General features: G+C 67.6%; 22 protein-coding genes. 6 read left to right on the forward strand and 16 right to left on the reverse strand.

Annotation, left to right across the window (positions count from 1 at the left end; translation table 11 throughout):
• The first annotated feature begins 41 nt into the window (after positions 1–41).
• Positions 42–1,424: a cystathionine beta-synthase gene (locus tag AB0I35_RS19645; protein ID WP_067485967.1), complete on the forward strand. Its 1,383-nt coding sequence runs from the start codon at positions 42–44 to the stop codon at positions 1,422–1,424.
• Between the two features lie 112 nt (positions 1,425–1,536).
• Here the strand turns inward: AB0I35_RS19645 and erm are convergent, their stop codons facing one another.
• From erm to AB0I35_RS19660, 3 genes are all read right to left on the reverse strand, one after another.
• Complete coding sequence (erm, locus tag AB0I35_RS19650; RefSeq protein ID WP_357397512.1) at positions 1,537–2,361, reverse strand: 23S ribosomal RNA methyltransferase Erm; 825 nt, start codon at positions 2,359–2,361, stop codon at positions 1,537–1,539.
• 163 nt (positions 2,362–2,524) lie between these two features.
• On the reverse strand, positions 2,525–3,715 hold the full coding sequence (locus tag AB0I35_RS19655) for an NAD(P)-binding protein (RefSeq protein WP_357397513.1): 1,191 nt from the start codon (positions 3,713–3,715) through the stop codon (positions 2,525–2,527).
• Positions 3,712–4,350, reverse strand: a complete 639-nt coding sequence (locus AB0I35_RS19660) for a helix-turn-helix domain-containing protein (protein ID WP_357397514.1) — start codon at positions 4,348–4,350, stop codon at positions 3,712–3,714. Before AB0I35_RS19660 ends, AB0I35_RS19655 begins: the two co-directional genes overlap by 4 nt.
• Before the next feature lie 200 nt (positions 4,351–4,550).
• Here AB0I35_RS19660 and AB0I35_RS19665 point away from each other — a divergent pair, with 200 nt between their 5' ends.
• Positions 4,551–5,420: a hypothetical protein gene (locus AB0I35_RS19665; RefSeq protein WP_357397515.1), complete on the forward strand. Its 870-nt coding sequence runs from the start codon at positions 4,551–4,553 to the stop codon at positions 5,418–5,420.
• A 58-nt stretch (positions 5,421–5,478) separates the two neighbouring features.
• On the opposite strand, the gene AB0I35_RS19670 is transcribed toward AB0I35_RS19665, so the two are convergent.
• The gene (locus AB0I35_RS19670) at positions 5,479–5,826 is read right to left on the reverse strand and encodes a DUF6401 family natural product biosynthesis protein (protein WP_357397516.1); all 348 of its coding nucleotides are present in this window, start codon (positions 5,824–5,826) and stop codon (positions 5,479–5,481) included.
• A gap of 161 nt (positions 5,827–5,987) precedes the next feature.
• Here AB0I35_RS19670 and AB0I35_RS19675 point away from each other — a divergent pair, with 161 nt between their 5' ends.
• Positions 5,988–6,299 (forward strand): hypothetical protein, encoded by a 312-nt coding sequence (locus tag AB0I35_RS19675; protein ID WP_357397517.1) that lies wholly within the window; start codon positions 5,988–5,990, stop codon positions 6,297–6,299.
• Between the two features lie 102 nt (positions 6,300–6,401).
• Here the strand turns inward: AB0I35_RS19675 and AB0I35_RS19680 are convergent, their stop codons facing one another.
• Positions 6,402–7,583, reverse strand: a complete 1,182-nt coding sequence (locus AB0I35_RS19680) for an acyl-CoA dehydrogenase family protein (protein ID WP_357397518.1) — start codon at positions 7,581–7,583, stop codon at positions 6,402–6,404.
• A gap of 99 nt (positions 7,584–7,682) precedes the next feature.
• Here AB0I35_RS19680 and AB0I35_RS19685 point away from each other — a divergent pair, with 99 nt between their 5' ends.
• Positions 7,683–8,825, forward strand: coding sequence for a cystathionine gamma-synthase (locus tag AB0I35_RS19685; RefSeq protein ID WP_357397520.1), 1,143 nt, complete (start codon positions 7,683–7,685; stop codon positions 8,823–8,825).
• 95 nt (positions 8,826–8,920) lie between these two features.
• Here AB0I35_RS19685 and greA read toward each other — a convergent pair whose 3' ends face one another.
• Positions 8,921–9,412 (reverse strand): transcription elongation factor GreA, encoded by a 492-nt coding sequence (greA, locus tag AB0I35_RS19690; RefSeq protein WP_067485978.1) that lies wholly within the window; start codon positions 9,410–9,412, stop codon positions 8,921–8,923.
• 240 nt (positions 9,413–9,652) lie between these two features.
• Positions 9,653–10,111 carry a DUF4307 domain-containing protein gene (locus AB0I35_RS19695; RefSeq protein WP_357397521.1) on the reverse strand — a complete coding sequence of 153 codons (459 nt, stop codon included), beginning with the start codon at positions 10,109–10,111 and terminating at the stop codon, positions 9,653–9,655.
• Between the two features lie 120 nt (positions 10,112–10,231).
• Here AB0I35_RS19695 and mca point away from each other — a divergent pair, with 120 nt between their 5' ends.
• Together mca and AB0I35_RS19705 are read left to right on the forward strand one after the other, a co-directional pair.
• Entirely contained in the window at positions 10,232–11,098 is an 867-nt protein-coding gene (mca, locus tag AB0I35_RS19700) for a mycothiol conjugate amidase Mca (protein WP_133733926.1), read from the forward strand.
• The gene (locus AB0I35_RS19705) at positions 11,095–11,361 is read left to right on the forward strand and encodes a hypothetical protein (RefSeq protein ID WP_357397523.1); all 267 of its coding nucleotides are present in this window, start codon (positions 11,095–11,097) and stop codon (positions 11,359–11,361) included. Before mca ends, AB0I35_RS19705 begins: the two co-directional genes overlap by 4 nt.
• Here AB0I35_RS19705 and AB0I35_RS19710 read toward each other — a convergent pair.
• From AB0I35_RS19710 to adh, 9 genes are all read right to left on the reverse strand, one after another.
• Positions 11,358–11,549, reverse strand: a complete 192-nt coding sequence (locus AB0I35_RS19710; RefSeq protein ID WP_357397524.1) for a hypothetical protein — start codon at positions 11,547–11,549, stop codon at positions 11,358–11,360. The genes AB0I35_RS19705 and AB0I35_RS19710 overlap by 4 nt on opposite strands.
• Positions 11,550–11,618: 69 nt before the next feature.
• Positions 11,619–12,017 (reverse strand): NUDIX domain-containing protein, encoded by a 399-nt coding sequence (locus AB0I35_RS19715; protein ID WP_357397525.1) that lies wholly within the window; start codon positions 12,015–12,017, stop codon positions 11,619–11,621.
• Between the two features lie 95 nt (positions 12,018–12,112).
• On the reverse strand, positions 12,113–14,185 hold the full coding sequence (locus AB0I35_RS19720) for a phosphocholine-specific phospholipase C (RefSeq protein WP_357397527.1): 2,073 nt from the start codon (positions 14,183–14,185) through the stop codon (positions 12,113–12,115).
• Positions 14,186–14,428: 243 nt separating this feature from the next.
• A complete protein-coding gene (locus AB0I35_RS19725) occupies positions 14,429–15,691 on the reverse strand; it encodes a haloacid dehalogenase-like hydrolase (protein WP_357397528.1) in 1,263 nt (420 codons plus the stop codon).
• Between the two features lies 1 nt (position 15,692).
• Positions 15,693–16,469, reverse strand: a complete 777-nt coding sequence (gene eutC / locus AB0I35_RS19730) for an ethanolamine ammonia-lyase subunit EutC (protein WP_357397639.1) — start codon at positions 16,467–16,469, stop codon at positions 15,693–15,695.
• Between the two features lie 98 nt (positions 16,470–16,567).
• Entirely contained in the window at positions 16,568–17,980 is a 1,413-nt protein-coding gene (locus AB0I35_RS19735; RefSeq protein ID WP_357397529.1) for an ethanolamine ammonia-lyase subunit EutB, read from the reverse strand.
• Between the two features lie 83 nt (positions 17,981–18,063).
• Complete coding sequence (eat, locus tag AB0I35_RS19740; RefSeq protein ID WP_357397640.1) at positions 18,064–19,437, reverse strand: ethanolamine permease; 1,374 nt, start codon at positions 19,435–19,437, stop codon at positions 18,064–18,066.
• Positions 19,438–19,693: 256 nt separating this feature from the next.
• On the reverse strand, positions 19,694–20,089 hold the full coding sequence (locus AB0I35_RS19745) for a DUF779 domain-containing protein (RefSeq protein ID WP_067637832.1): 396 nt from the start codon (positions 20,087–20,089) through the stop codon (positions 19,694–19,696).
• On the reverse strand, positions 20,089–21,606 hold the full coding sequence (adh, locus tag AB0I35_RS19750; protein WP_357397531.1) for an aldehyde dehydrogenase: 1,518 nt from the start codon (positions 21,604–21,606) through the stop codon (positions 20,089–20,091). The genes AB0I35_RS19745 and adh overlap by 1 nt, the downstream gene beginning before the upstream one ends.
• Positions 21,607–21,699 lie beyond the last annotated feature (93 nt).

The raw sequence follows: 21,699 nt of genomic DNA on the forward strand, positions 1-21,699 counted from the left end.
AGGTCGCGACCTGCGCGCGGGGTTCTGCAACTATGGAGCTCATGCGCATCGCGGATCATGTCGTCGACCTCATCGGCAACACCCCACTGGTTCGGCTGAACTCGGTGGTCGGCCCGAACGCGGGCCTGGTCGCCGCGAAGATCGAATACCTCAACCCGGGCGGCAGCTCCAAGGACCGCATCGCGGTCAAGATGATCGATGCCGCCGAGGAAGAGGGCCTGCTGAAGCCGGGCGGCACGATCGTCGAGCCCACCTCGGGCAACACCGGTGTCGGTCTGGCCCTGGTCGCCCAGCAGCGCGGGTACAAGTGCGTGTTCGTCTGCCCCGACAAGGTGAGCGAGGACAAGCGCAACGTGCTGCGCGCCTACGGCGCCGAGGTCGTGGTCTGCCCGACCGCCGTGCCCCCGGAGCACCCCGACAGCTACTACAACGTCTCCGATCGCCTGGTCCGCGAGATCGACGGCGCCTGGAAGCCCAACCAGTACTCGAACCCGGGCGGTCCGGAAAGCCACTACGAGACGACCGGCCCCGAGATCTGGGCCGACACCGAAGGCAAGGTCACCCACTTCGTCGCGGGCGTCGGCACCGGCGGCACCATCACCGGCACCGGCCGCTACCTCAAGGAGGTTTCGGGCGGGAAGGTGAAGATCATCGGCGCCGACCCCGAGGGCTCGGTGTACTCCGGCGGCACCGGCCGCCCCTACCTCGTCGAGGGCGTCGGTGAGGACTTCTGGCCCACCGCCTACGACCCGGCCGTGCCCGACGAGATCATCGCCGTCTCCGACGCCGATTCCTTCGAGATGACCCGTCGCCTGGCCCGGGAAGAGGGCCTGCTCGTCGGCGGCTCGTGCGGCATGGCCGTCGTCGCCGCGATCGAGGTGGCCCGGCGCGACCCCGACGCCGTCGTCGTGGTGCTGCTGCCCGACGGTGGCCGCGGCTACCTGTCGAAGATCTTCAACGACAAGTGGATGAGCTCCTACGGCTTCCTCACCACCCCGCTCGAGTCGGGCCCGGAACCGCTGGTCGGTGACGTGCTGCGCGGCAAGTCGGGCGAGCTGCCCGACCTGGTGCACACCCACCCGTCGGAGACCCTGCGCGACGCCATCGAGATCCTGCGCGAATACGGTGTCTCGCAGATGCCGGTCGTCGGCGCGGAACCGCCGGTGATGGCGGGCGAGGTGGCGGGCAGTGTCACCGAACGCGATCTGCTCTCGGCCGTCTTCGAGGGCCGCGCCCAGCTCACCGACTCGGTGGCCCAGCACATGAGCCCGTCCTTCCCCCTGATCGGCTCGGGCGAACCCCTCTCGACCGCGACCAAGGCCCTGTCCGACACCGATGCGCTGATGGTCGTCGAAGACGGCAAGCCCGTCGGCGTCATCACCCGCCACGACCTGCTCGGCTTCCTGAGCACCGGCTCGATCTGAGCGTCCAGCGCCGTCGTCTTCGTCAGGGCGGCCTCGAACCGCTTGCCTAGCGATAGCACAGGGTGCACGGCCGTCCCCGGTGTCGCTCGGTGAGCGGCACCGGGAACTTCGGCTACCCGATGAGGGCCGAGTGCAGAGCCACCCATTGGTGGGGGTGGACATCGGCGACCACGGTGTCGTCGGCGATGTCCGCCGCGCGCAGTGCCCTGTCGACGCCCGGGTAGCGGGTGTGGAGGGAGGCGCGCAGCGTGCCGCCGATACCGGTGAATCCGGCGCGGACGAGTGCGGTGTAGCTGGCCCGCGTGTCTACCAGGGGTACCCGGCGGCGGGCGATGCGCAGGATGGCGGCGTCGACCGAAGGAATCGGGCGGAAACTCGTGCGGGGGATGTGGCCGCGTAGTTGCCAGTCGAACCATGGCCAGGTCAGGACGGTTGTCAGACTCCATCTTCCGTAGTCGCCGGTGTGTTTGCGGGCGTACTCGCGTTGGGTGAGCAGGGTCGCCGAGGTGAGGGCCGGTGTGCGCAGGCACCAGTCCACGATCCGTGCGGTGGCCGAGAACGGGATGTTGCCGACCACCGCGAACTCGGTGCGTGGCGCCTTGGCGTTGGTGAAATCACCTCGGATCACCTGGATTCCGTGCTCGCCTCTGATCTGGGCCGAGAGTTTGGCCGCCAGCAGCGGATCGATTTCGTAGGCGGTGACTTCGGCCCCGCGCCGGGCGAGTGCTCGGGTGAGCACGCCATCGCCCGCCCCGGGTTCGAGCACTGTACCGGCGGGATCGGCGACGGTCATCAGCAGTTCGACCGCGTGTGGATCGACCAGAAAGTTCTGTGACAGCGTCCTTCTGTTCGAGTCACGCGTCGTACGGTGTCCCCCACGCGCGGTGATCTTGCGCTGGGTGTGTGAATAGTTCTTGTGTGAATGGTCCTGCGCCACGGCAGTTGCCCCTTCGGGTCATCGAGTCGGAAGAGTCTCGATGGGCCCTGGGCGCGCCGGTGGACGCGAGAGAGGAGATCCGCGTCCGCTAGCGGGCCAGAGCCCGGGCGTGGCGGATACGGATGAATACGGTGCACGACATGCGGATCACGCTAGAACTCGGCTATTCGGTGCGCAACCGAATTTCGGCCCCGCTGATCGTTCGTGTGCGCAGGGCGGCCACCGCGGACTCGGCGGCGATCAACGCGCTGTTGATGGAGATCTCGCCACGCATGCCGGGGGCGGCGACCATGTCACCGGCCAGGTAGACCCCGTCGCCCCGGTCGATGGCGGGGCGATCGCGCCAGGTGGTGCCGGGGAGATCGAGGGCGCCGGTGCGGTTCTTGGCGGTCGACTTGCGGTGAAAGGTCTTGCGGGAACGCCAGTCCGGGATGGTGGCATCGGCCAAGGCCTCGAGGCGGTGGTGGGCGGCGTCACGGGATTCGCCTGCGCGGATGGGCATCTGGAGCTGGTAGAGAGATTCGCCCGCGGGAGCGATGGTGTCGTCCTGCATGGTGTAGCACTCGTGGAAACCGGCTTCGTCCAGATCGAAGACGATGGTGCGGTCGTGCCGCCCCTTCGTCACGGCGATGTCGAGTAGAGCGGCGAAACCGCCGGTGCCGTGCAGGGTTTCGTCGCCGAGCAGACGGCGCGCGGAGTCCAGATCGGTGGCGACGATGACCGGCCCACCGGTGGGCAGTTCGACCACCCGCGCACCGGTTTCGATCGTCACGCCGAGGTCGGTTGCGCGCGTGACCATCCGGTCGATCGTGCGCTGCCAGCCGCCGCGCACCCAGCGCACCGCCGGAATCTTCGCGCCGAGCGCGCGCTGGAAGAGGTCCCAGACGAAGGCAGCCGAGAGGCGGCCGGTGTCGGCGTCGTAGGTGACCACGCTGATCGCGTTGGCCAGCCGGATAGCCGTGCGATCGTCCCAGCGTCGCGCTGCCCAGCTGTGGAAGTCGAGGTCGACCGGGGCGTGCAACCACCCGCTCGCTTGCGCGCGCAGCATGCCGAGTGGGGGCACCCGTCGCAGCTTCCCGCCCACGCGAAAGGCGATCTTCGCCGCGTCGACGGGGGCGGGCCAGCCGAGGCCGTCGACGAAGCCACGCTTCTTCAACCAGGTGTAATGCGGTCCGTCGGCGTAGAACACGTGCGCGCCTTCGTGGGCCACATGCGGCGGCTCGGTGGCGCGCCCACGACCACCGAGCGTGCTGTGCGCCTCGTACAGCCGCACGGTCGCACCGGTTTCCGCGACCGCGATGGCTGCCGTGAGCCCGGCCAGGCCACCGCCGATCACCGTGACAGGTGTGTTCATTGTTGCTCCTCCTCGTTGCCCACCCATTCGAGCCGGGCGGCGATCATTTCCGCGGTTGCTCTCAGATAGCCTTCGGCCTCGACATTCGCCGGATGGTCGCCGTCGAAGATGTCGCGGATCAGCCAGAAGTGCGCGATAGCGCCGACGAGTACGGCGGCGGTGGCCTCCCAGTCCTGGTCGCGCTCAGGGGTTCCGGCCAGCTCGGCGAGTCCTCGGGTGACCACCGGCATGACGACGCCGTACTCCTGCTGCCGGAAGACCTCGAGCATGTCGGCGGGAACCGAGTTGTCGCGCATCAGAATCCGGTTCACATCGCGGTCGTGGTCGATCCGGTCCAGGCCGATCCGGCACAGCGCCGTCAGCTTGTCGACCAGTGAACCGGCGGGGGCGAGCGCGGCGGTGATCGAGAAGTCCGGCGCCATGAGCAGCTCCAACGCACCGCGTTCGGACAGCCGCGACGACACCGCCTCGACCAGCAGTTCGTCCTTGGACCGGAAATGCCGGTACAGCCCGCCGGCCCCGCTGGACAATCCCGCGGCCCGCTCGATCTGAGCTACCGAGGTCTTGGCGAACCCCTGCTCACCGAACAACCGCAGCGCCTCGGTCATGATCCGCTCGCGCGTCGACGGCGTCACCGCACCTCCTGCTGTAAGTAACCACTTACTTACAGAGTGAGCGGCGATCGCGCCGCGCGCAAGAGGCGGATCGTGTGGCTCGTCCCACGTGCGAGAAAGTAGGCAACTTTCTCGCAACCGGCTGGTTCGGACCGATCAAGGGGGGTAAGCCTCCGATGACACTCTCGGCAAATCGGGCGGGAAGAGCGAAAGGAAGTGCTGTGGACAACTCCGTCGTCGCGATCGACTTCCAGCAAGGCTTCAATGACGCTTGGAGTTCGGTAGCGCAATTCGTGCCGAAATTGGTTGCCTTCATCGCCATCCTGCTGATCGGCTGGATCATCGCGAAAGTAGTGGCGAAGGTGGTGAACGCGGTGCTCGAACGGGTCGGTTTCGACCGGCTGGTCGAGCGCGGCCAGATCAAGAAGATGATGGCCAAGAGCAAGTACGACGCCTCTGATCTGCTGGCCAAACTGGCCTACTACGCGATCCTGCTGATCGCGCTGCAGATCGGTTTCGGTGTGTTCGGCCCCAACCCGGTCAGTGACCTGCTCACCGGCATCGTGGCCTGGCTGCCCAAGGCGGCGGTGGCGATCGTGATCGTGGTGATCGCGGGTGCGGTCGCGCACGCGGTCGGCGAACTGGTCACCAACGCGCTCGGCGGGCTGTCCTACGGTTCGCTGCTCGGAAAGATCGCCTCGGTGTTCATCTGGGCGATCGGCATCATCGCCGCCCTGAACCAGATCGGTGTCGCCACCACGGTGACCACCCCGATCCTGATCGCCGTGCTCGCCACGATCGGCGGCATCCTCGTCGTCGGCGTGGGCGGTGGCCTGGTTCGTCCCATGGAGCAGCGCTGGAGCAGCTGGCTCGGCAACATCGAATCGGAGATGCCCGCGCTCAAGGGTGAGGCGCAGGCCTACCAGCGCGGTCGTGAGGACGTGTCGCGCGAGGGTCAGCGGGTGCCGGGTTCGCACACCCAGCAGACCCAGCAGGAATGGGCGACTCCCGGTGCGGGCGGCAGCCCGCAGGCCGGTGGCTACCCGCAGACGGGCCAGCAGCCCGGCTGGGGCGGGGAAACCGCGAGGTAGGAACCAACCGGCGCCGGCGTTCCGTCACCGCATCGGTGGCGGGGCGCCGATTCCGGTTTCAGGCGCCGGCGTGGTGGCAGACGGCGGCCAGCCGGTACTGCAACCAGTCGGCGTCGTGCCAGGTCTGCGGTGCCACCCCGGCGAACACGCCGGCCCGCTCGGCGACGACCTGATCGAGCAGGCCGCGCACGTAGCCGGCCAGCAGGATGGCGAGCGGGAGCCGCGCCGACTCCTCGACCCCGTACTCGAGAATGTCGCGGACGGCGGCGGCGTGCTGGTCCAGCTGCGCGAGCACCCCTGGGTGCCGCGCCGCGGCGGCGGCCGCGGGGACGCCGTATTCGATGTTCAACTGTCGCAGATGTCGCCGTGCCGAAATTTCGAGCAGTGCGGGGCCGAGCGAAAACACCACCAGATGGTAGCGAACCCGTCATCGACCGGCGAACGCGGCGCAACTTTACGATCCTGTGCACAGACTTGCGGGAAGCACCGCCCCGATGGATTCTGGGCGGGTATAACCGATTCGGGAGAACTTTCGGCAAACCAGCTCGGCGAGCGAAAGGATCTACGGTGCACGTCACCGATTCGGCGGTTCAGCTGCTGTGGGCGAACCCTGTCGTCGCGGCGGGTGCGGGTTACTCGGCGCGCTCCGGTGTCACGGGGTTGCTGCGTCACCGCCCCTACGCCCGGGTGCTCGGCCGGTTCGTGGCGGCCTTCGTCTGGGGTAGCGGTGGCGTCGCCGCGCTCACCGCCCTGGGCGTCCCGCTCGAGGTCACCCTGCCGATCGCCCTCACGGTCCTCACCGTCGTCGCCCTCACCCTGACCCTGGTCTTCGCCGGTGGGATGATTCGCCCCGCGGCTGTCGTCGATTCGACGGACTGATCCCGCTCGCGGCCGTCGATCGATGGACTGATCTGGCCCGCAGCCCTCGCAGCGGACGGCCGCCGGCCCCGCCGCTGAACCTCGAAACCGCCCGCGCGCGACCTACCGGAAGGCGTTCGCGTCGGTGAGCGCCTTGCCGAGCACCAGTTGATGCACCTCGGCCGTGCCCTCGTAGGTCAGCACCGACTCCAGGTTGTTCGCGTGCCGCAGCACCGGGTAGTCGAGGGTGATCCCGTTGGCGCCGAGAATCGTGCGGCATTCGCGGGCGATGCGGATCGCCTCACGCGTGCTGTTGAGCTTGCCCGCGCTGATCTGTTCGCTCGTGATCTCGTGCCGGTCCTTCAACCGGCCCAGGTGCAGGGCCAACAGCTGGCCCTTGCCGAGCTCGAGCGCCATATCGGCCAGCTTGGCCTGGGTGAGCTGGTAGCCGGCCAGCGGCTTGTCGAACACCTCGCGGGTGCGGGCGTAGTCGACGGCGGCGGCCAGGCAGTCGCGGGCGGCGCCCAGCGCACCGAAGACGATGCCGAACCGCGCCTCGCTCAAGCACGCCAGCGGCGAACTCAACCCGCGTGACCCGGGAAGTACCGCGTCGGCGGGCAGGCGTACGTCATCGAAATCCAGTGCGGCGGTGAGGGATGCGCGCAGCGACAATTTCCGGTGGATCTCCCGGGCGGTGAATCCGGGGGTGCCTGCCGGTACGAGGAACCCACGCACCCGTGGCTTGTCGTCGCCGGGCTCCTCGGCATAGGCCCACACCACGGCGATGTCGGCGACCGAGCCGTTGGTGATCCACATCTTCGACCCGTTGAGCACCCAGTCGTCACCGTCGCGGCGCGCGCGGGTGCGCATGCCGCCGGGGTTGGAGCCGTAGTCGGGTTCGGTGAGCCCGAAGCAACCGATCAGTTCACCGGCCGCCATGGCGGGCAGGTACTGCTGCTTCTGCTCCTCGGACCCGAAGAAGTGGATGGCCGCCATGGCGAGCGAGCCCTGCACCGACACCATGCTGCGCACCCCGGAGTCCACCGCCTCGAGTTCCTGACAGGCCAGCCCGTAGGCGGTGGCCGACGCACCCGCACAGCCGTACCCCTCGAGGTGCATGCCGAGCAGCCCGAGCTTGCCGAGCTCGGGAGCGATCTCGCGCGCCGGGAAGGTGCCAGCCTCGAACCACTCCGCGATGTGCGGACGCAGGCGTTTCTCGCCGAATCGGACGACGGTATCCCGGATCTCACGCTCCTCCGGGGACAGCAACGCATCGATCGCGAACAACTCTTCCACGGTCACCATGGCGTCAGCTTAACCGCGGCGCCGCCGCCGAATCGGGCACTTCGTGCAGGCGTGATACCCGTGCGCGACCAGCCGGATCCGGGCAACTAGTCTGAGCCCATGAGTGAGCTGGGATTCTCGACCAGGGCCGTGCACGCCGGATATGAACCCGATCCTCAGACCGGTGCGGTGAACGTCCCCATCTACGCGAGCTCCACCTTCGCCCAGGACGGCGTCGGCGGCATGCGTGGTGGTTACGAGTACGCGCGCACCGGCAATCCGACCCGCACGGCACTGGAAGCCAACCTCGCCGCCCTCGAATCGGGCAGCTACGGTCGCGCCTTCGCCTCGGGTATGGCCGCGACCGACTGCGCGTTGCGCGCGGTGCTGCGCCCCGGTGACCACATCGTCATCCCCGACGACGCCTACGGCGGCACCTTCCGGCTCATCGACAAGGTGTTCAGCCAGTGGGGGATCGAGCACTCGCCCGCCCACATCGCGAACCTCGACGAGGTGCGCGCGGCCATCCGCCCGAACACCAAACTGGTGTGGATCGAGACGCCGACCAACCCGCTGCTCAGCATCGGTGACATTCCCGCCCTCGCCGACATCGCGCACGCGGCGGGTGCCAAGCTCGTCGTCGACAACACCTTCGCCACCCCGTACCTGCAGCAGCCGCTGCTGCTCGGCGCCGACATCGTCGTGCACTCGACCACCAAGTACCTCGGCGGTCACTCCGATGTGGTCGGCGGCGCGCTCATTACGAACGACGAGGAACTCGACAAGGCGTTCGCGTTCCTGCAGAACGGCGCGGGCGCGGTGCCCGGCCCGTTCGACGCCTTCCTCACCCTGCGCGGCATCAAGACCCTCGCCGTCCGCATGGAGAAGCACTGCGACAACGCCGAGGTGATCGCGGAGTTCCTGTCGAACCATCCGGCCATCTCCAAGGTGATCTACCCGGGCATGCCGACGCACCCCGGCTACGAGGTCGCGCAGAAGCAGATGCGCCGCAGCGGCGGCATGATCTCGGTTCGCCTGGCCGGTGGCCGGGAGGCGGCACTGAAGTTCTGCTCGCGCACCACGATCTTCACCCTCGCCGAATCCCTGGGTGGCATCGAGTCGCTCATCGAGCACCCGGGGGCCATGACCCACGCCAGCACCGAGGGCTCGGCCCTGGAGGTGCCCGCGGACCTGGTCCGGCTGTCGGTGGGTATCGAGGACATCAGCGACCTGCTCGCCGACATCGAACAAGCGTTGAGCTGAGCGGGGAACCAGAAATGACGAAGCGGCCGCATCCGGTATCCGGGTGCGGCCGCTTGCGTTCGGGTTCTATTTCACGGGGCTCGAGGCGGCCGTGTTCAGCCGTGGTAGGGCTCCGCGCTGACCAGGGTCACCTTCATGGTGTTGCCGTTGGGCAGCGTGTATTCGCGGGTCTCGCCCACCTTGGCGTCGATCAGCGCGCCGCCGAGCGGGGAGTTCGGCGAGTAGGTCTCGAGATCGGTGGCGCCGAGGCCCTCTTCGCGGGTGGCGATCAGGAAGGTCTCGGTGTCGCTCTCGTCGCCGTCGTAGTAGACGGTGACGACCGAACCGGGCAGTGCCACACCGGACTTGGTGGGTGCCACGCCGACCTTGGCGTTGTTGAGCAGTTCCTGCAGCTGGCGGATACGCGCCTCCTGCTGACCCTGCTCCTCACGCGCGGCGTGGTAGCCACCGTTCTCCTTGAGGTCGCCTTCTTCGCGACGCTCGTTGATCTCGGCGGCAATGACCGGACGATTGGCAATGAGCGAGTCCAGCTCACTCTTGAGCCTGTCGTGCGACTCCTGGGTAAGCCAGGTCACATTCTCGGTCATCTCGATCACTCCCTAGTAGTTGTTCCCGGCGCACCGGGATTCCCTGAAACCGGCGCCACGCCCCCGGTAGGAGGACATGCACCAGCCCGACGGCTGGAGCGATCCTGGGGGTGAACCCGTAACCCGGAAACAGCATCGCTGGCCGCCAATGCAGCAAACACGGCTCCGAGCCCCGGAACCGTGTATCCAGCTATTTTAGCATGTCTCACAAAGATGCAGGTCAGGGCCGATCGCGCGGTGTCAGCGCAGCCGGAGATAGCTGGGCACGTCCTCGGTGCAGCCGTAGATGTCGCCCGCCGAGGGGCGGCTGGACGCCTTGACCGTGGTGCTCACCTGCACGCTGGTCGCCTCCGAGCCGGGCACGAGGATCTCGCGCCTGCCCACTTCGGCGCCGTCACGGTCCATTGCCCGCACGAAGCACACCACGGCGTTGCGCGGCTCGTCGCGGGTCACCTTCACCCGCATCTCCAGCGTCGAGTCGTCGACGACCACGTAACCGAGCTGCTCGGTCTCGATCGGCTTCGGGCCGTACTTCTGGAAACCGAGATAAGCGACGACGAAGCCGGCGACCACAACGCCGACACCGAGCAAAGCGAGCACCCAGGGGCGACGCACCGGTGGTTTTGTGCCATACCGTTCGGCGTGTCGCGCTGCTGAGGCGGCCGAGCTCGCGGCGGAGTGCGGTGCGGGCTCGGTCATCGGTTCTCGCTCCCGGGGGTGGTCGGAACAAAAGTGGGGTCGGATGGAACTATAGGGACTGTAGTTCTGACACCCGCGAGCGAGAGCGATGGTGAACGAGACGTGAGTGGCCTTCGCCTCATGGCGGTGCACGCCCACCCCGACGACGAATCGAGCAAGGGCGCCGCGACCACGGCCAGGTACGCGGCCGAGGGCGTCGACGTCCTGGTCGTCACCCTGACCGGTGGCGAACGCGGCAGCATCCTGAACCCGGCCATGGACACCCCGGGTGTCCTCGACCGGATCGAGGAGATCCGGCGCGAGGAGATGGCCGCGGCCGCCCATGCGCTCGGTGTGCGCCAGCAGTGGCTCGGTTTCGTCGACTCCGGTCTGCCCGAGGGCGACCCGCTGCCGCCGCTGCCCGAGGGTTGCTTCGCGCTGGTCCCGCTCGAGGAGGCCACCGAGGCATTGGTGAAGGTGGTGCGCGAGTTCAAACCGCACGTGATCACCACCTACGACGAGACCGGTGGCTACCCGCACCCCGACCACATCCGCTGCCACGAGGTGTCGGTGGCCGCGTTCGACGCGGCGGGCGACCCGGAGGCGTTCCCCGACGCGGGCGAACCGTGGACCCCGCTGAAGCTGTACTACGACCACGGCTTCAGCCAGAAGCGGCTGGAAACCTTCGCCGCCGAGTTCGAGCGTGAGGGCAAGCCGTTCCCGCTGCAGGAATGGCTGGACCGGATGCGTCAGTACGCGGCGGCGCGCGGCGACATCATGGCCCGGGTCACCACGCAGATCGAGTGCTCGAAATACTTCCCCCAGCGTGACGACGCCCTGCGCGCGCACGCGACCCAGATCGATCCCAACGGCGCGTTCTTCGCGATCCCGTTGGAGATGCAGCAGCGGCTGTGGCCGACCGAGGAGTTCGAATTGGCCAAGACCAGAGTATCCACCGCCATCCCGGAGACCGACCTGTTCGCCGGTATCGAGGACGCCGACCGGTGATTCTGGCTCTCCTCGCACAAGACCCCGGCACCCCGACCGGCCCGGAGTTCGGCAAGGCCTCCCCGCTCGGCCTGCTGATCGTGTTGATCCTGCTGGCGGGCACCGTCCTGCTGGTTCGTTCGATGAACAAACACCTCAAGGGCCTGCCGGAGACGTTCGAACCCGAACATCCCGAGCCCGATCAGAAGGCCGACGACGGCACCGACCCGGGCGCGATCCCGGAGACCGGCGACGGCGCGGCGCCGCCGAAACCGGCGCCCTAGCGGGCCAGATCGGCCACCAGTTCACCGATCAGATCGCGGGCGGCCTCGGCGTGTTCGGCCACCTGCCGTGGCGCGCCGCTCGCACTGAGCTCGATGGCCTTGTTGATCAATCCGAACGCGATGATCAGCTGCCGCAGAGCAGCCCGGCGCTCGGACGGTGTCATGTCGGAAGTCGTCGGCTGGGTCATCGTCACAGCTAAGGGATCGCCGCAGGTGGCGGGTTCGTTTCGCCTGAGACGCAATCGTTGCCGCGGCGATCACCAGTCGATGAGGTCGAGTTCGTGCAGGCGGCGGAACACCATCATCGAACCGGGCGCGACCTGGGTCATGCCTGCGTATTCGCTGACCGTGAAGTACCGGAATTCGGCGATTTCCCCGGTGGCCTGCGGTTCGCCGGTGAGATCGGCCAGGAAACACGTCATGTGCAGCGGGGTGTTGCGGCCGTGACCGAACGCTTCGGCCTCGAAGACGCCGAGTTCGGACACCCCGTCCAGACCCACGCCGAGCTCCTCCTCGATCTCGCGATGGAGAGCTTGTAAAGGGGTCTCGCCGGGATCGATCTTGCCGCCCGCCATGTAGAAGACGTCCTTGCCTTCCGGGCGCGTCTGGATCAGCCTGCGGTCGCGAACATGGGCGAGGGCGGCGGTGCGGATCATAGGTTTCACTCTATGGAGCGATCGGGTCCGATTCACAGCGAACCGTCGGTGAGGAGCGTCGCACCCGCCCCGGCCCGCGGGTGCGACGCCGTCCGTCACCCGGTGACGCCGGCTTTCCCGGTTTCGATGTGGCCCCGGAATTCCCGCACGAAGGTGGGGTCGCTGCTCACCGTGGCGGTCAGGTCGTACCAGCGTTTCCCGTACCAACCGGCATGGAAGATGTCGCGGGTCTGCGCGCCCGGGTCGACCTTGTACGTCCACGGACCGTCGGTGCGGTAGCGATTGGCTTTCACGGTGAAAGTGACCGCGGTGGTTCCCTTGTTGCTGAACGTCAGCCAGAGGACACCGTCCTCGTCGGCCGCTACCTGGGAGGTCACGTCGACGGTGGCGGCGGGACCGCCGAGGTTGCCCGCAGCGCGGCGGGCGAAGCCGTTGGGGCCGTAGCAGGTGAGGTCGTATTGTCCGCCGCCGTAGGTGATCACGTCGAAGTCGTCGGTCACCGACCGCCCAGGGGCGACATCGAAGTGCCACGGCCCGTCGGTGCGCTTCGCGTTGACGAACACGGCGTAGTGCGTAGTCTTCGTGCCGCCGTTGCGCATCGTGAACCGGACCTTGCCGAGGTCTTTGTGCTGGGTGGCATCGGCATCGGCCTGATAGGGAAGTGGCCGTGCGGGTTTGGTGCCGGATTCCTGCGCGGGCAACGCTTGTGGTTGCGGTGGTGCGGGTTTCGTCGGCCCGCTACCGGCGGTGGGGGTGGGCCGCGCGAACGTCGGGTAGGCGTTGGCGGTCGTGGTGTCGAGTGCGGCGGTGAGGTCACCGCAGACCGATCGTCGCCAGTTGCTGATATTGGTTTCCTCGACGCCGGTGACCCGCTCGAGGAACTGCAGGACCGAGGTGTGGTCGAAGAGCTGCGAGCACACGTTGCCGCCGCGGCTCCACGGTGAGACGACGGTCATCGGGACCCGCGCGCCGAGACCGATCGGCACCCCGTTGACGTACTCGCTGGTTTCCGAGGCAGGCGGAATCGGTGGGGGGACGTGGTCGAAGTAACCGTCGTTCTCGTCGTAATTGAGCAGGAAGACCGTCTTGTTCCAGACGGATTCGTTGGAGGCGAGGGCATCGAGAACCTGCCAGACCAGTTCCGAGCCGGTGCTCGGTCCGTCCGACGCCGGGTGCTCGCATTGGCTCGTCGGTGCCAGAATCCACGAGACCTTCGGCAGGGCGCCCGCGGTGACCGCGGCGCGGAAACTGGCGGCGACCTGACCGGCGTCGACCCGGTCGAGGCCGCGGTCGAACAGCGCGCGATCAGCGGTGGAGAGCTTGGCCACTTCGGCCTTCATGGCGTTGAGCAACGTGGTCCGCTCCGCGCTCGTGGCACCGCGAACCTTCCCGTAGAACGAATTCATGCTCTGGAAGCCGAGCGGCCCGACGACCTTGCGCGCGACCGCCTTGAACGTGGCGAAGAACTCGACGTTGTTGTTCTGGAAGTTGTCCCACTCCTGGAAGACCCGCCACGACACGCCCGCAGCTTGTAATCGTTCGGGGTAGGTCGTCCACGTGTAGCCGGAATGGGTGTCCTCGGAGTACGCGGCGTTGCCGATCGCCCGAGTGCCGTCCGGCTCGTTGCCGATCATTCCGCTGATGTGATAGCTGCGGTTCGGTGACGTCGAACCGATCACCGAGCTGTGATAGGCGTCGCAGACGGTGAAGGCGTCGGCCAGCTGGTAGTAGAAGGGGATGTCGTTGCGGTTGTAGTGGCACATGGTGTGTGCGCCCTTGGCCGGAACCCAGTTGTCCCATTTTCCCTTGTTCCACGCCTGATGTCCGTCGTTCCAATAGTGCGGCGTGCCCGCCAGTTTGTGGCTGTCGGTCTTATAGGGCAACACGAAGCCACCGGAACCGTCCGGCTGATGGAACACCGACTTCCCGTTGACCTGCAGCTGGATCGCATTCGGGTCCGCGAACCCGCGCACGCCTTTCGAGGCGCCGAAGTAGTGATCGAAGGAGCGATTCTCCTGCATGAAGATCACCACGTGTTGCACGACTTCGAGCCCACCGGTGGGGGCCGGCGCGGCGAGTGCTCGCATGATGCTCGGGGGCAACAGCGAGAACGCGGCGGCGGCTCCGCCGATGGTGGCGGCCGAGGACAGGAATTTGCGACGGTCCATGCTGGTCCTTCTGCGCGGGATGCGCGGGGGTATCGATTGCGGGGAATTCGCGCGGTGCGCGGCAGGGACGCGACGTTAGGCACGGCGCATGACGCGTCCAGGGACGCGTGATGAACGAAATATGTCCAACAATGGTGTTATTCGTCCCGCGCATGACGGGCAGAAGCACTGTGCGACAGCACATCGACGTCGCGGCGACAGCACGGCAACGGGTGGGCCCGGGGTTCGGGGCCCACCCGACGCTCACCCGAAAACGAGGTCTTGCTGGTCCGGGATCACGCTGCCGTCCGCCCGGCGCAACGGCGCGCCCGCCCCCGACGAAGTGATGAAACCGGCTGTCGCGCACGGGTAGGGCTCGGACTTTCTCGGCTTGGGGCCGAGGAACATCGGGTTCACCACCCACTTGCCGTCATCCGAGCCGTAGGCGTTGCACATCAATTCGGTCTTGTTGCGGTTGATGACCAGGCGCAGGCCGGTCGCGTCGCCGAGGAACACCACGTCGGTGTCGGAATCGCCGGCGGCGAAGACGGCGCGCCGGTCGGCGGGCTGCTGTTGGAAGGCCGCCGCGCCCCGGACGCCGAACACCTGCTCGTTGATCCGGCACCGCTTGCCGTCGATGTAGGTGATCACCTGATCGATCCCCCCATCGCCGCAGCCGGGCAAGTGCCCGGTGTAGACCCCGTTGTCGGCCAGCAGGGGAACGCCCATCACCCGGTCACCGGGGATGTCCAGTTCCTCGGCCCAGACCTTGACCACCGGTTCGGCCGAGGCCGAGATGATGCGCACGTCGAAACCGTTGTCCCGCAACACCCGGGTCAGGTCGGTCATCTGGGGGTAGTAGCGCACCCAGCCGTCCACCTTCGTGGTGCCGATGGTCTGCTTGGTACCTTCGGGCGCGGCGAGGTTCTGGGCACGGGCTGCCCGGGCGAAGTCGGTGATCTGCGCCTCGGTGTAGCCACGCATCAGCTGGACCACGAAGGCGTAGCCGGGTTCGGTGCGGCGGTGGTCGTACTCGCCGAAGGCGGCTTTGCCCGAAGTGGTCTTTCCGCTGTCGGCTACCGCGACCAGTTCGTCGGCGCAGGCCGTGTTCGTGGCGGTGGGCAGCGGGGTGTTCGGTTCGGCGGTACCACATGCCGCGGCGAGGGCGTTCGCGGCGTCGGAGGTCAGATGCGCGCCGACGGTGGTCCAGTTCCGGTCGAGTGGCTGTAAGACCTTGTCGTTGGCCAGCATCCAGTAGAACGTGGCGACACCGACATCGTTCTTCACGACCGTGTTGTCCCAATCGAACAGCGCCAGCGGCGCCGCACCGGCATCGGCGGCACCGCACCGGCCGGTCTCCTCGATGAACCGGGCGACGCGCTCCCGGTTGTTCCCGTACCAGACCTGGCCCGCGTCGAGGGTCGAACAGCCCTCGGACGCCGAGCGTGGTTCGTCGGTTCCGCAGGCGGTCGAGGCCATCAGGGCAGCCGTCATCGCCACCGCCGCGAGGGCGGAGATCTTCTTCATGTCAGTGGTCCTGGTTCTCCAGCGCCGCAGCGGTGGTCGAGATGTCGGCGCCGAGACTGTCGGCACGTGAGGTGTCCTTGAGGTCGACGCCGGAGCGGCCGAGCGCACGCGCGCCCGCGACCAGAGTCGCGACCACACGGGCGGCGTCGGCGTAGGTGAGGCCGTCGGGTGGGTGGATATTGGAGATGCAGTTGCGCTCGGCGTCGGCACGGCCGGGGCGCGGCAGATGCGTCAGGTACACGCCGAGGCTGTCGGCGACGGACAGGCCGGGGCGCTCGCCGATGATCACCAGGACGGTGCGCACCCCCATGGCCTCGGCGATGTGGTCGCCCAGCGCCACCCGGGCCTGGGTGGCGATCACCGGTGTGGCCAGGGTGTAGCGATCGGACAGTTCCTCGGCCAGCGCGGTCAAGAGCCCGGCGCCGTGGTCGGTCAGCGCGCGCGAGGACAAGCCGTCGGCGAGCACGAAACCGATGTCCGCGCCGGTGTTCTCGACGGCGGACAGGTCGGCGGGCAGCCGCCCGAGATCGGGTCGGCGCAGGTACTCGGCACGATCGCCCGCCCGGCTGCGCACCGTCACGGGATCGCCCAAGCCCACGCTCGCGATCCGGGCGGCGAATTCGTCCGTCGCCAGCGGGACGTGCACCGCGTCGCGGGCGACGGCGTGCGCGGCCCGCAGCGCGAGAACATCGGTGGTCGGCAACGCGTCACCGGTGCGGCCCAACCCGATCCTGGCCTGGGTGCTGCGCCGCAGCTCACGCCAGAACTCCTGGGCCACCGCCGCGCGCTGGTCCGGTGTCGGTTCGCCCACTGCGTGTCCTCTCGGGTCGGGGGTCGATCGCACGATGCGCAGAACTGGTTTCGTGGCGGTGGGTTTCATCGATTCGCCGCCAGGGCTCGCAGCGGCGAGGACAGCGGTTCCACCTGCCGGATCCGGCCCTTGGCGTCGAGCATGCCGAGTCCGGCCAGCCACGCCTCGAATTCGGGCGCGGGACGCAGATCCAGCACCTGGCGCGCGTACAGGGCGTCGTGGAAGGCCAGGCTCTGGTATCCGAGCATCACGTCGTCGGCGCCGGGCACCGCGATGACGAAGGCGCAGCCTGCCGCGCCCAGCAGCGTGAGCAGGGTGTCCATGTCGTCCTGGTCGGCCTCGGCGTGATTGGTGTAGCAGACGTCGACACCCATCGGCAGGCCGAGCAGTTTGCCACAGAAGTGGTCCTCCAATCCGGCCCGGATGATCTGTTTGCCGTCGTAGAGGTATTCGGGCCCGATGAATCCGACCACCGTGTTCACCAGCAGCGGACGCAGGTCGCGCGCCACGGCGTAGGCGCGGGTTTCCAGCGTCTGCTGGTCCACGGGTCGATCGCCCACGCCGAGATGGGCGTTCGCGCTCAACGCCGAACCCTGGCCGGTCTCCAGATACATCACGTTGTCGCCGACGGTGCCGCGTCCGAGGGAGCGGCCGGCCTCGTTGCCCTCACGCAGCAGCGAAAGATTCACGCCGAAACCGGCATTGGCGCCCTCGGTGCCCGCCACCGACTGGAACACCAGGTCCACCGGTGCGCCCGCCTCGATCAGGCCGATGGTGGTGGTCACGTGGGAGAGCACACACGACTGGGTCGGGATGTCGAAACGCACGCGCACTTCGTCGAGCAGGTGCAGCAGATCCGAGGTGGCCTGCGGGGAATCGGTGGCGGGATTGATGCCGATCACGGCGTCACCGCAGCCGAGCAGGAGGCCGTCGAGGGTCGCGGCCGCGATCCCGCGCGGATCGTCGGTCGGATGGTTGGGTTGCAGACGCGTACTCAATCGGCCCGGCAGACCGATGGTGGTGCGGAATCCGGCGGTCACCACGGCCGCCTTGGCGACCGCGATCAGATCCTGGTTCCGCATGATCTTGCTGACCGCCGCCACCATTTCCGGGGTCAGCCCGGGCGCGACGGCGGCCAGCGTGTCCGCGGCGTCGTCGGTGGCGGCGACGGCGAGCAACCAGTCGCGCAGCCCGCCGACCGTGAGGTGCGCGATCGGGGCGAAGGCGGTGCGGTCGTGGCTGTCGATGATCAGCCGGGTGACCTCGTCGGTCTCATACGGAACGACTACCTCGTCGAGGAAGGTGGTCAGCGACACCTCGGCCAGCGCCCACTGCGCCGCCGCTCGTTCGGCATCGGTTGCCGCGGCACAGCCGGCCAGTTGATCGCCACTGCGCTCGGGAGTGGCCTTGGCCAGCAGATCGATCAGGCCGTCGAAGATATAGGTCGTGGCGCCGACAGAGCTGCGATACACGGTCATCGGGTGCAGCCTCCTTTTCGCGGATCGGGGTCGGGCGGCACCCGGCAGCATGCGATCGCTGCCGGGTGCCGCGGACGGTGGATCTATTCCAGCTCTTGCTCGGCTTCGGCCAGTGCCGCGAATTCCTCGTCGGGCGACTTGGCGACCAGGTGGTGGCGGCTGTAGAGGCCGAAGTAGGCCATGAAGGCGCAGAACACGCCGAGGGTGAACAGCGCCGCCTTCGGGTCGACCAGGAAGGTCGCCGCCACCGAGGCGGCCGCGATCACCAGCGCGAACGACGTGGTGGCGATGCCGCCGGGGGTCCGGTAGGGGCGGGGCATGTTCGGCTCACGGACACGGAGCACGATGTGGCTCACCATCATCAGCACGTAGCTCACGGCCGCGCCGAACACGGCCATGTTGAGCAGCATGGCTCCCTCGCCGGTGAGGGAGAGGGCGAAGCCGATGATGCCGGGCACGACGAGCGCGAGCACCGGCGCCTTGCGGGAGTTGGTCACCGACAGGCTGGTGGGCAGGTATCCGGCGCGGGAGAGCGCGAAGGTCTGGCGCGAGTACGCGTAGACGATGGAGAAGAAGCTGGCAACGAGTCCGGCCAGGCCGATGTAGTTGACGACCTTCGCCGCCGGGCTGTCCCCGAGCGCCTCGACCAGCGGGTTGCCCGAGGCGGAGGCGTCTTGGGCGCCGAGCGCACCGGTCACCAGGAACAGCACCACCGCGCCGGTGACCATCAGCATCAGCATCGCCACGATGATGCCCTTCGGCACGTTCTTCTCCGGTTCGCGGGCCTCCTCGGCGGCCAGCGGCACGCCTTCGACGGCGAGGAAGAACCAGATGGCGAACGGGATCGCCGCCCAGATCCCCAGGTAACCGAACGGGAGGAACGCCGAGGAGCCGGTGGCCGCCGCGTCGGGCGCGATGTCGGTCAGGTTGGCGGCATCGAACCGGCCGACCGCCGCGATCGCGAACACGACCAGGCCGACCAGTGCGATCGCGGTGATCACGAACATCGCCTTGAGCGCCTCACCGGCGCCACCGAGATGAATGCCGATGAACAGCGCGTACACCGCCAGGTACACCCACCAGCCGTCGGTGATCCCGAACAGGTTGAGCGATTCCACATAGGCGCCGATGAAGGTGGCGATGGCGGCGGGCGCGATCGCGTACTCGATGAGAACTGCTGTGCCCGTGGCGAATCCACCCCAGGGCCCGAGTGCGCGCCGGGCGAAGGTGTAGCCACCGCCCGCGGCGGGCAGCGCCGAGGACAGCTCGGCCATGCCGAGGACCATCGCCAGGTACATGCCGGCGATGATCACCGAGGCGATCAGCAGGCCACCGAAGCCACCTTCGGCCAGGCCGAAGTTCCAGCCGGAATAGTCGCCGGAGATCACGTAACTCACGCCGAGACCGGCCAGCAGCACCCAGCCCGCGGTGCCGGACCGGAGAGTGCGTTTGGCCAGATAGTCGTCGACGGGTGGTTGGGCGGTGCGTTTGGCGAGGTAACCGTCGGCGGGTGGGTCGGCGGTTGGCGCGGGAACGGCGTCGGTACTCACAGGTAAAGCTCCTCATCAACAAGCAAGCGCGTAGCGACGGCAACGATGATCGTCGAGGGTTGAAGAATGGTTGACGACTGTTACGGCCGTGGATCCCACAGATCAGCGGCGCGTATCGCGCGCCGCCGACCTGCGAAAACAGTGTGATAGTTGGTGTTTCACATTACGGTGAAACGGTGTCACCGGTGGGTGGCGGCGGCTGGGAATCCAGTTCGGCCACCTCCTCGTCGGTGAGCAGGCGTGAACGGATCAGGAACCGCACGCCCTCGGGGGCTTCCAGCGAGAAACCGCTGCCCCGGCCCGGCACCACGTCGACGGTGAGATGGGTGTGTTTCCAGTACTCGAACTGGTCCGCACTCATCCAGAACGGGATGTCACCGGGCAGATATCCCAGCAGCACGTCCGAGCGGCCCACGCGGAATTCACCGCGTGGGTAGCACATGGGGGAACTGCCGTCGCAGCAGCCGCCGGACTGGTGGAACATGACCGGGCCGTGCAGCCCGGTCAGGTCCCGGAGCAGCGTCGCCGCCTTGTCGGTGAGGTCGACGCGGCGCACCATCAGAAGAAGCCGAGCTTCTGCGGCGAGTAGCTCACCAGCAGGTTCTTGGTCTGCTGATAGTGCTCGAGCATCATCTTGTGGTTCTCGCGGCCGATGCCGGACTTCTTGTAGCCGCCGAACGCCGCGTGCGCCGGGTAGGCGTGGTAGCAGTTGGTCCACACCCGACCCGCCTTGATCCCGCGGCCCAGCCGGTAGGCGGTGTTCATGTCCCGCGTCCACACGCCGGCGCCGAGGCCGTAGAGGGTGTCGTTGGCGATCTTCAGCGCCTCGTCGGTGGAGTCGAAGGTGGTCACCGCGACGACCGGGCCGAAGATCTCCTCCTGGAACACGCGCATGTCGTTGCTGCCCTTGAAGATCGTCGGCTCGATGTAGAAGCCGCCGTCCAGCCCGTCGACAGCGCGGACCGCGCCACCGGTGAGTACCTCGGCGCCCTCCTTCTTACCGATGTCGATGTAGGACAGGATCTTCTCGAACTGGTCGTTGCTGGCCTGCGCGCCGATCATGGTCGCCTCGTCGAGCGGGTTGCCGCTGACGATGGCCTTGGTGCGCTCCACGCAGCGCTGCATGAACTCGTCGTAGATCGACGACGCGATCAGCGCGCGCGACGGACAGGTGCACACCTCGCCCTGGTTCAGCGCGAACATCACGAAACCCTCGACGGCCTTGTCGAGGAAGTCGTCGTCGGCCGCCATCACATCGGGCAGGAAGACGTTGGGGCTCTTGCCACCCAGCTCCAAGGTGACCGGAATGATGTTCTCGCTGGCGTACTGCATGATGAGGCGGCCGGTGGTGGTCTCGCCGGTGAACGCCACCTTCGCCACCCGCGGGCTCGACGCGAGCGGTTTGCCCGCCTCCACACCGAAGCCGTTGACCACGTTGAGAACCCCCGGCGGCAGCAGGTCCGCCACCAGCTCCACGACCTTCATGATCGAGGCCGGTGTCTGCTCGGCGGGCTTGAGCACCACCGCGTTACCGGCGGCCAGCGCGGGCGCCAGCTTCCAGGTGGCCATCAGGATCGGGAAGTTCCACGGAATGATCTGGGCGACAACGCCGAGCGGCTCGTGGAAGTGGTAGGCGATGGTGTCACCGTCGACCTCGCTGATCCCGCCCTCCTGCGCGCGCAGCACCCCGGCGAAGTAGCGGAAGTGGTCCACCGCCAGCGGCAGGTCGGCGGCGAGGGTTTCGCGAACCGGTTTGCCGTTGTCCCAGGTCTCGGCGACAGCGAGGGCCTCGAGATTCGACTCGATGCGGTCGGCGATCTTGTTGAGGATATTGGCGCGCTCGGCGGCGGAGGTGGCACCCCAGGCGTCGGCGGCACGGTGCGCGGCATCGAGAGCCAACTCGATATCGGCGGCGGTGGAACGGGCGATCTCGCAGAACGGCTGACCGTCCACCGGGGAGGTGTTCTCGAAGTACCGGCCTTCGACCGGCGGAACCCACTTGCCGTCGATGAAGTTGTCGTACCTGGGGGCGTAGCTGACGATGCTGCCCTCGGCGCCCGGCTTGGCGTAGATCATGTGCGGAAACTCCTCGCTGGTTCCGGTTGTGCGTGACGCCCATCACTATCCACCCCGAGGGTTGATGAAACGTTGAGAGAAAGATCCATGGCA

It is taken from the genome of Nocardia sp. NPDC050378, from assembly GCF_040655675.1.
In the GTDB taxonomy this organism is placed as follows: domain Bacteria; phylum Actinomycetota; class Actinomycetes; order Mycobacteriales; family Mycobacteriaceae; genus Nocardia; species Nocardia coubleae.

What these genes read in the sequence shown, in the direction of transcription:
- AB0I35_RS19645 (WP_067485967.1), top strand. Translation starts at nt 42, where the DNA reads ATGCGCATCGCGGATCATGTCGTCGACCTCATCGGCAACACCCCACTG.
- AB0I35_RS19655 (WP_357397513.1), bottom strand. Translation starts at nt 3,715, where the DNA reads ATGAACACACCTGTCACGGTGATCGGCGGTGGCCTGGCCGGGCTCACG.
- AB0I35_RS19680 (WP_357397518.1), bottom strand. Translation starts at nt 7,583, where the DNA reads ATGGTGACCGTGGAAGAGTTGTTCGCGATCGATGCGTTGCTGTCCCCG.
- AB0I35_RS19685 (WP_357397520.1), top strand. Translation starts at nt 7,683, where the DNA reads ATGAGTGAGCTGGGATTCTCGACCAGGGCCGTGCACGCCGGATATGAA.
- greA (WP_067485978.1), bottom strand. Translation starts at nt 9,412, where the DNA reads ATGACCGAGAATGTGACCTGGCTTACCCAGGAGTCGCACGACAGGCTC.
- AB0I35_RS19695 (WP_357397521.1), bottom strand. Translation starts at nt 10,111, where the DNA reads ATGACCGAGCCCGCACCGCACTCCGCCGCGAGCTCGGCCGCCTCAGCA.
- mca (WP_133733926.1), top strand. Translation starts at nt 10,232, where the DNA reads ATGGCGGTGCACGCCCACCCCGACGACGAATCGAGCAAGGGCGCCGCG.
- AB0I35_RS19710 (WP_357397524.1), bottom strand. Translation starts at nt 11,549, where the DNA reads ATGACCCAGCCGACGACTTCCGACATGACACCGTCCGAGCGCCGGGCT.
- AB0I35_RS19715 (WP_357397525.1), bottom strand. Translation starts at nt 12,017, where the DNA reads ATGATCCGCACCGCCGCCCTCGCCCATGTTCGCGACCGCAGGCTGATC.
- AB0I35_RS19720 (WP_357397527.1), bottom strand. Translation starts at nt 14,185, where the DNA reads ATGGACCGTCGCAAATTCCTGTCCTCGGCCGCCACCATCGGCGGAGCC.
- AB0I35_RS19725 (WP_357397528.1), bottom strand. Translation starts at nt 15,691, where the DNA reads ATGAAGAAGATCTCCGCCCTCGCGGCGGTGGCGATGACGGCTGCCCTG.
- AB0I35_RS19735 (WP_357397529.1), bottom strand. Translation starts at nt 17,980, where the DNA reads ATGACCGTGTATCGCAGCTCTGTCGGCGCCACGACCTATATCTTCGAC.
- AB0I35_RS19745 (WP_067637832.1), bottom strand. Translation starts at nt 20,089, where the DNA reads ATGGTGCGCCGCGTCGACCTCACCGACAAGGCGGCGACGCTGCTCCGG.
- adh (WP_357397531.1), bottom strand. Translation starts at nt 21,606, where the DNA reads ATGATCTACGCCAAGCCGGGCGCCGAGGGCAGCATCGTCAGCTACGCC.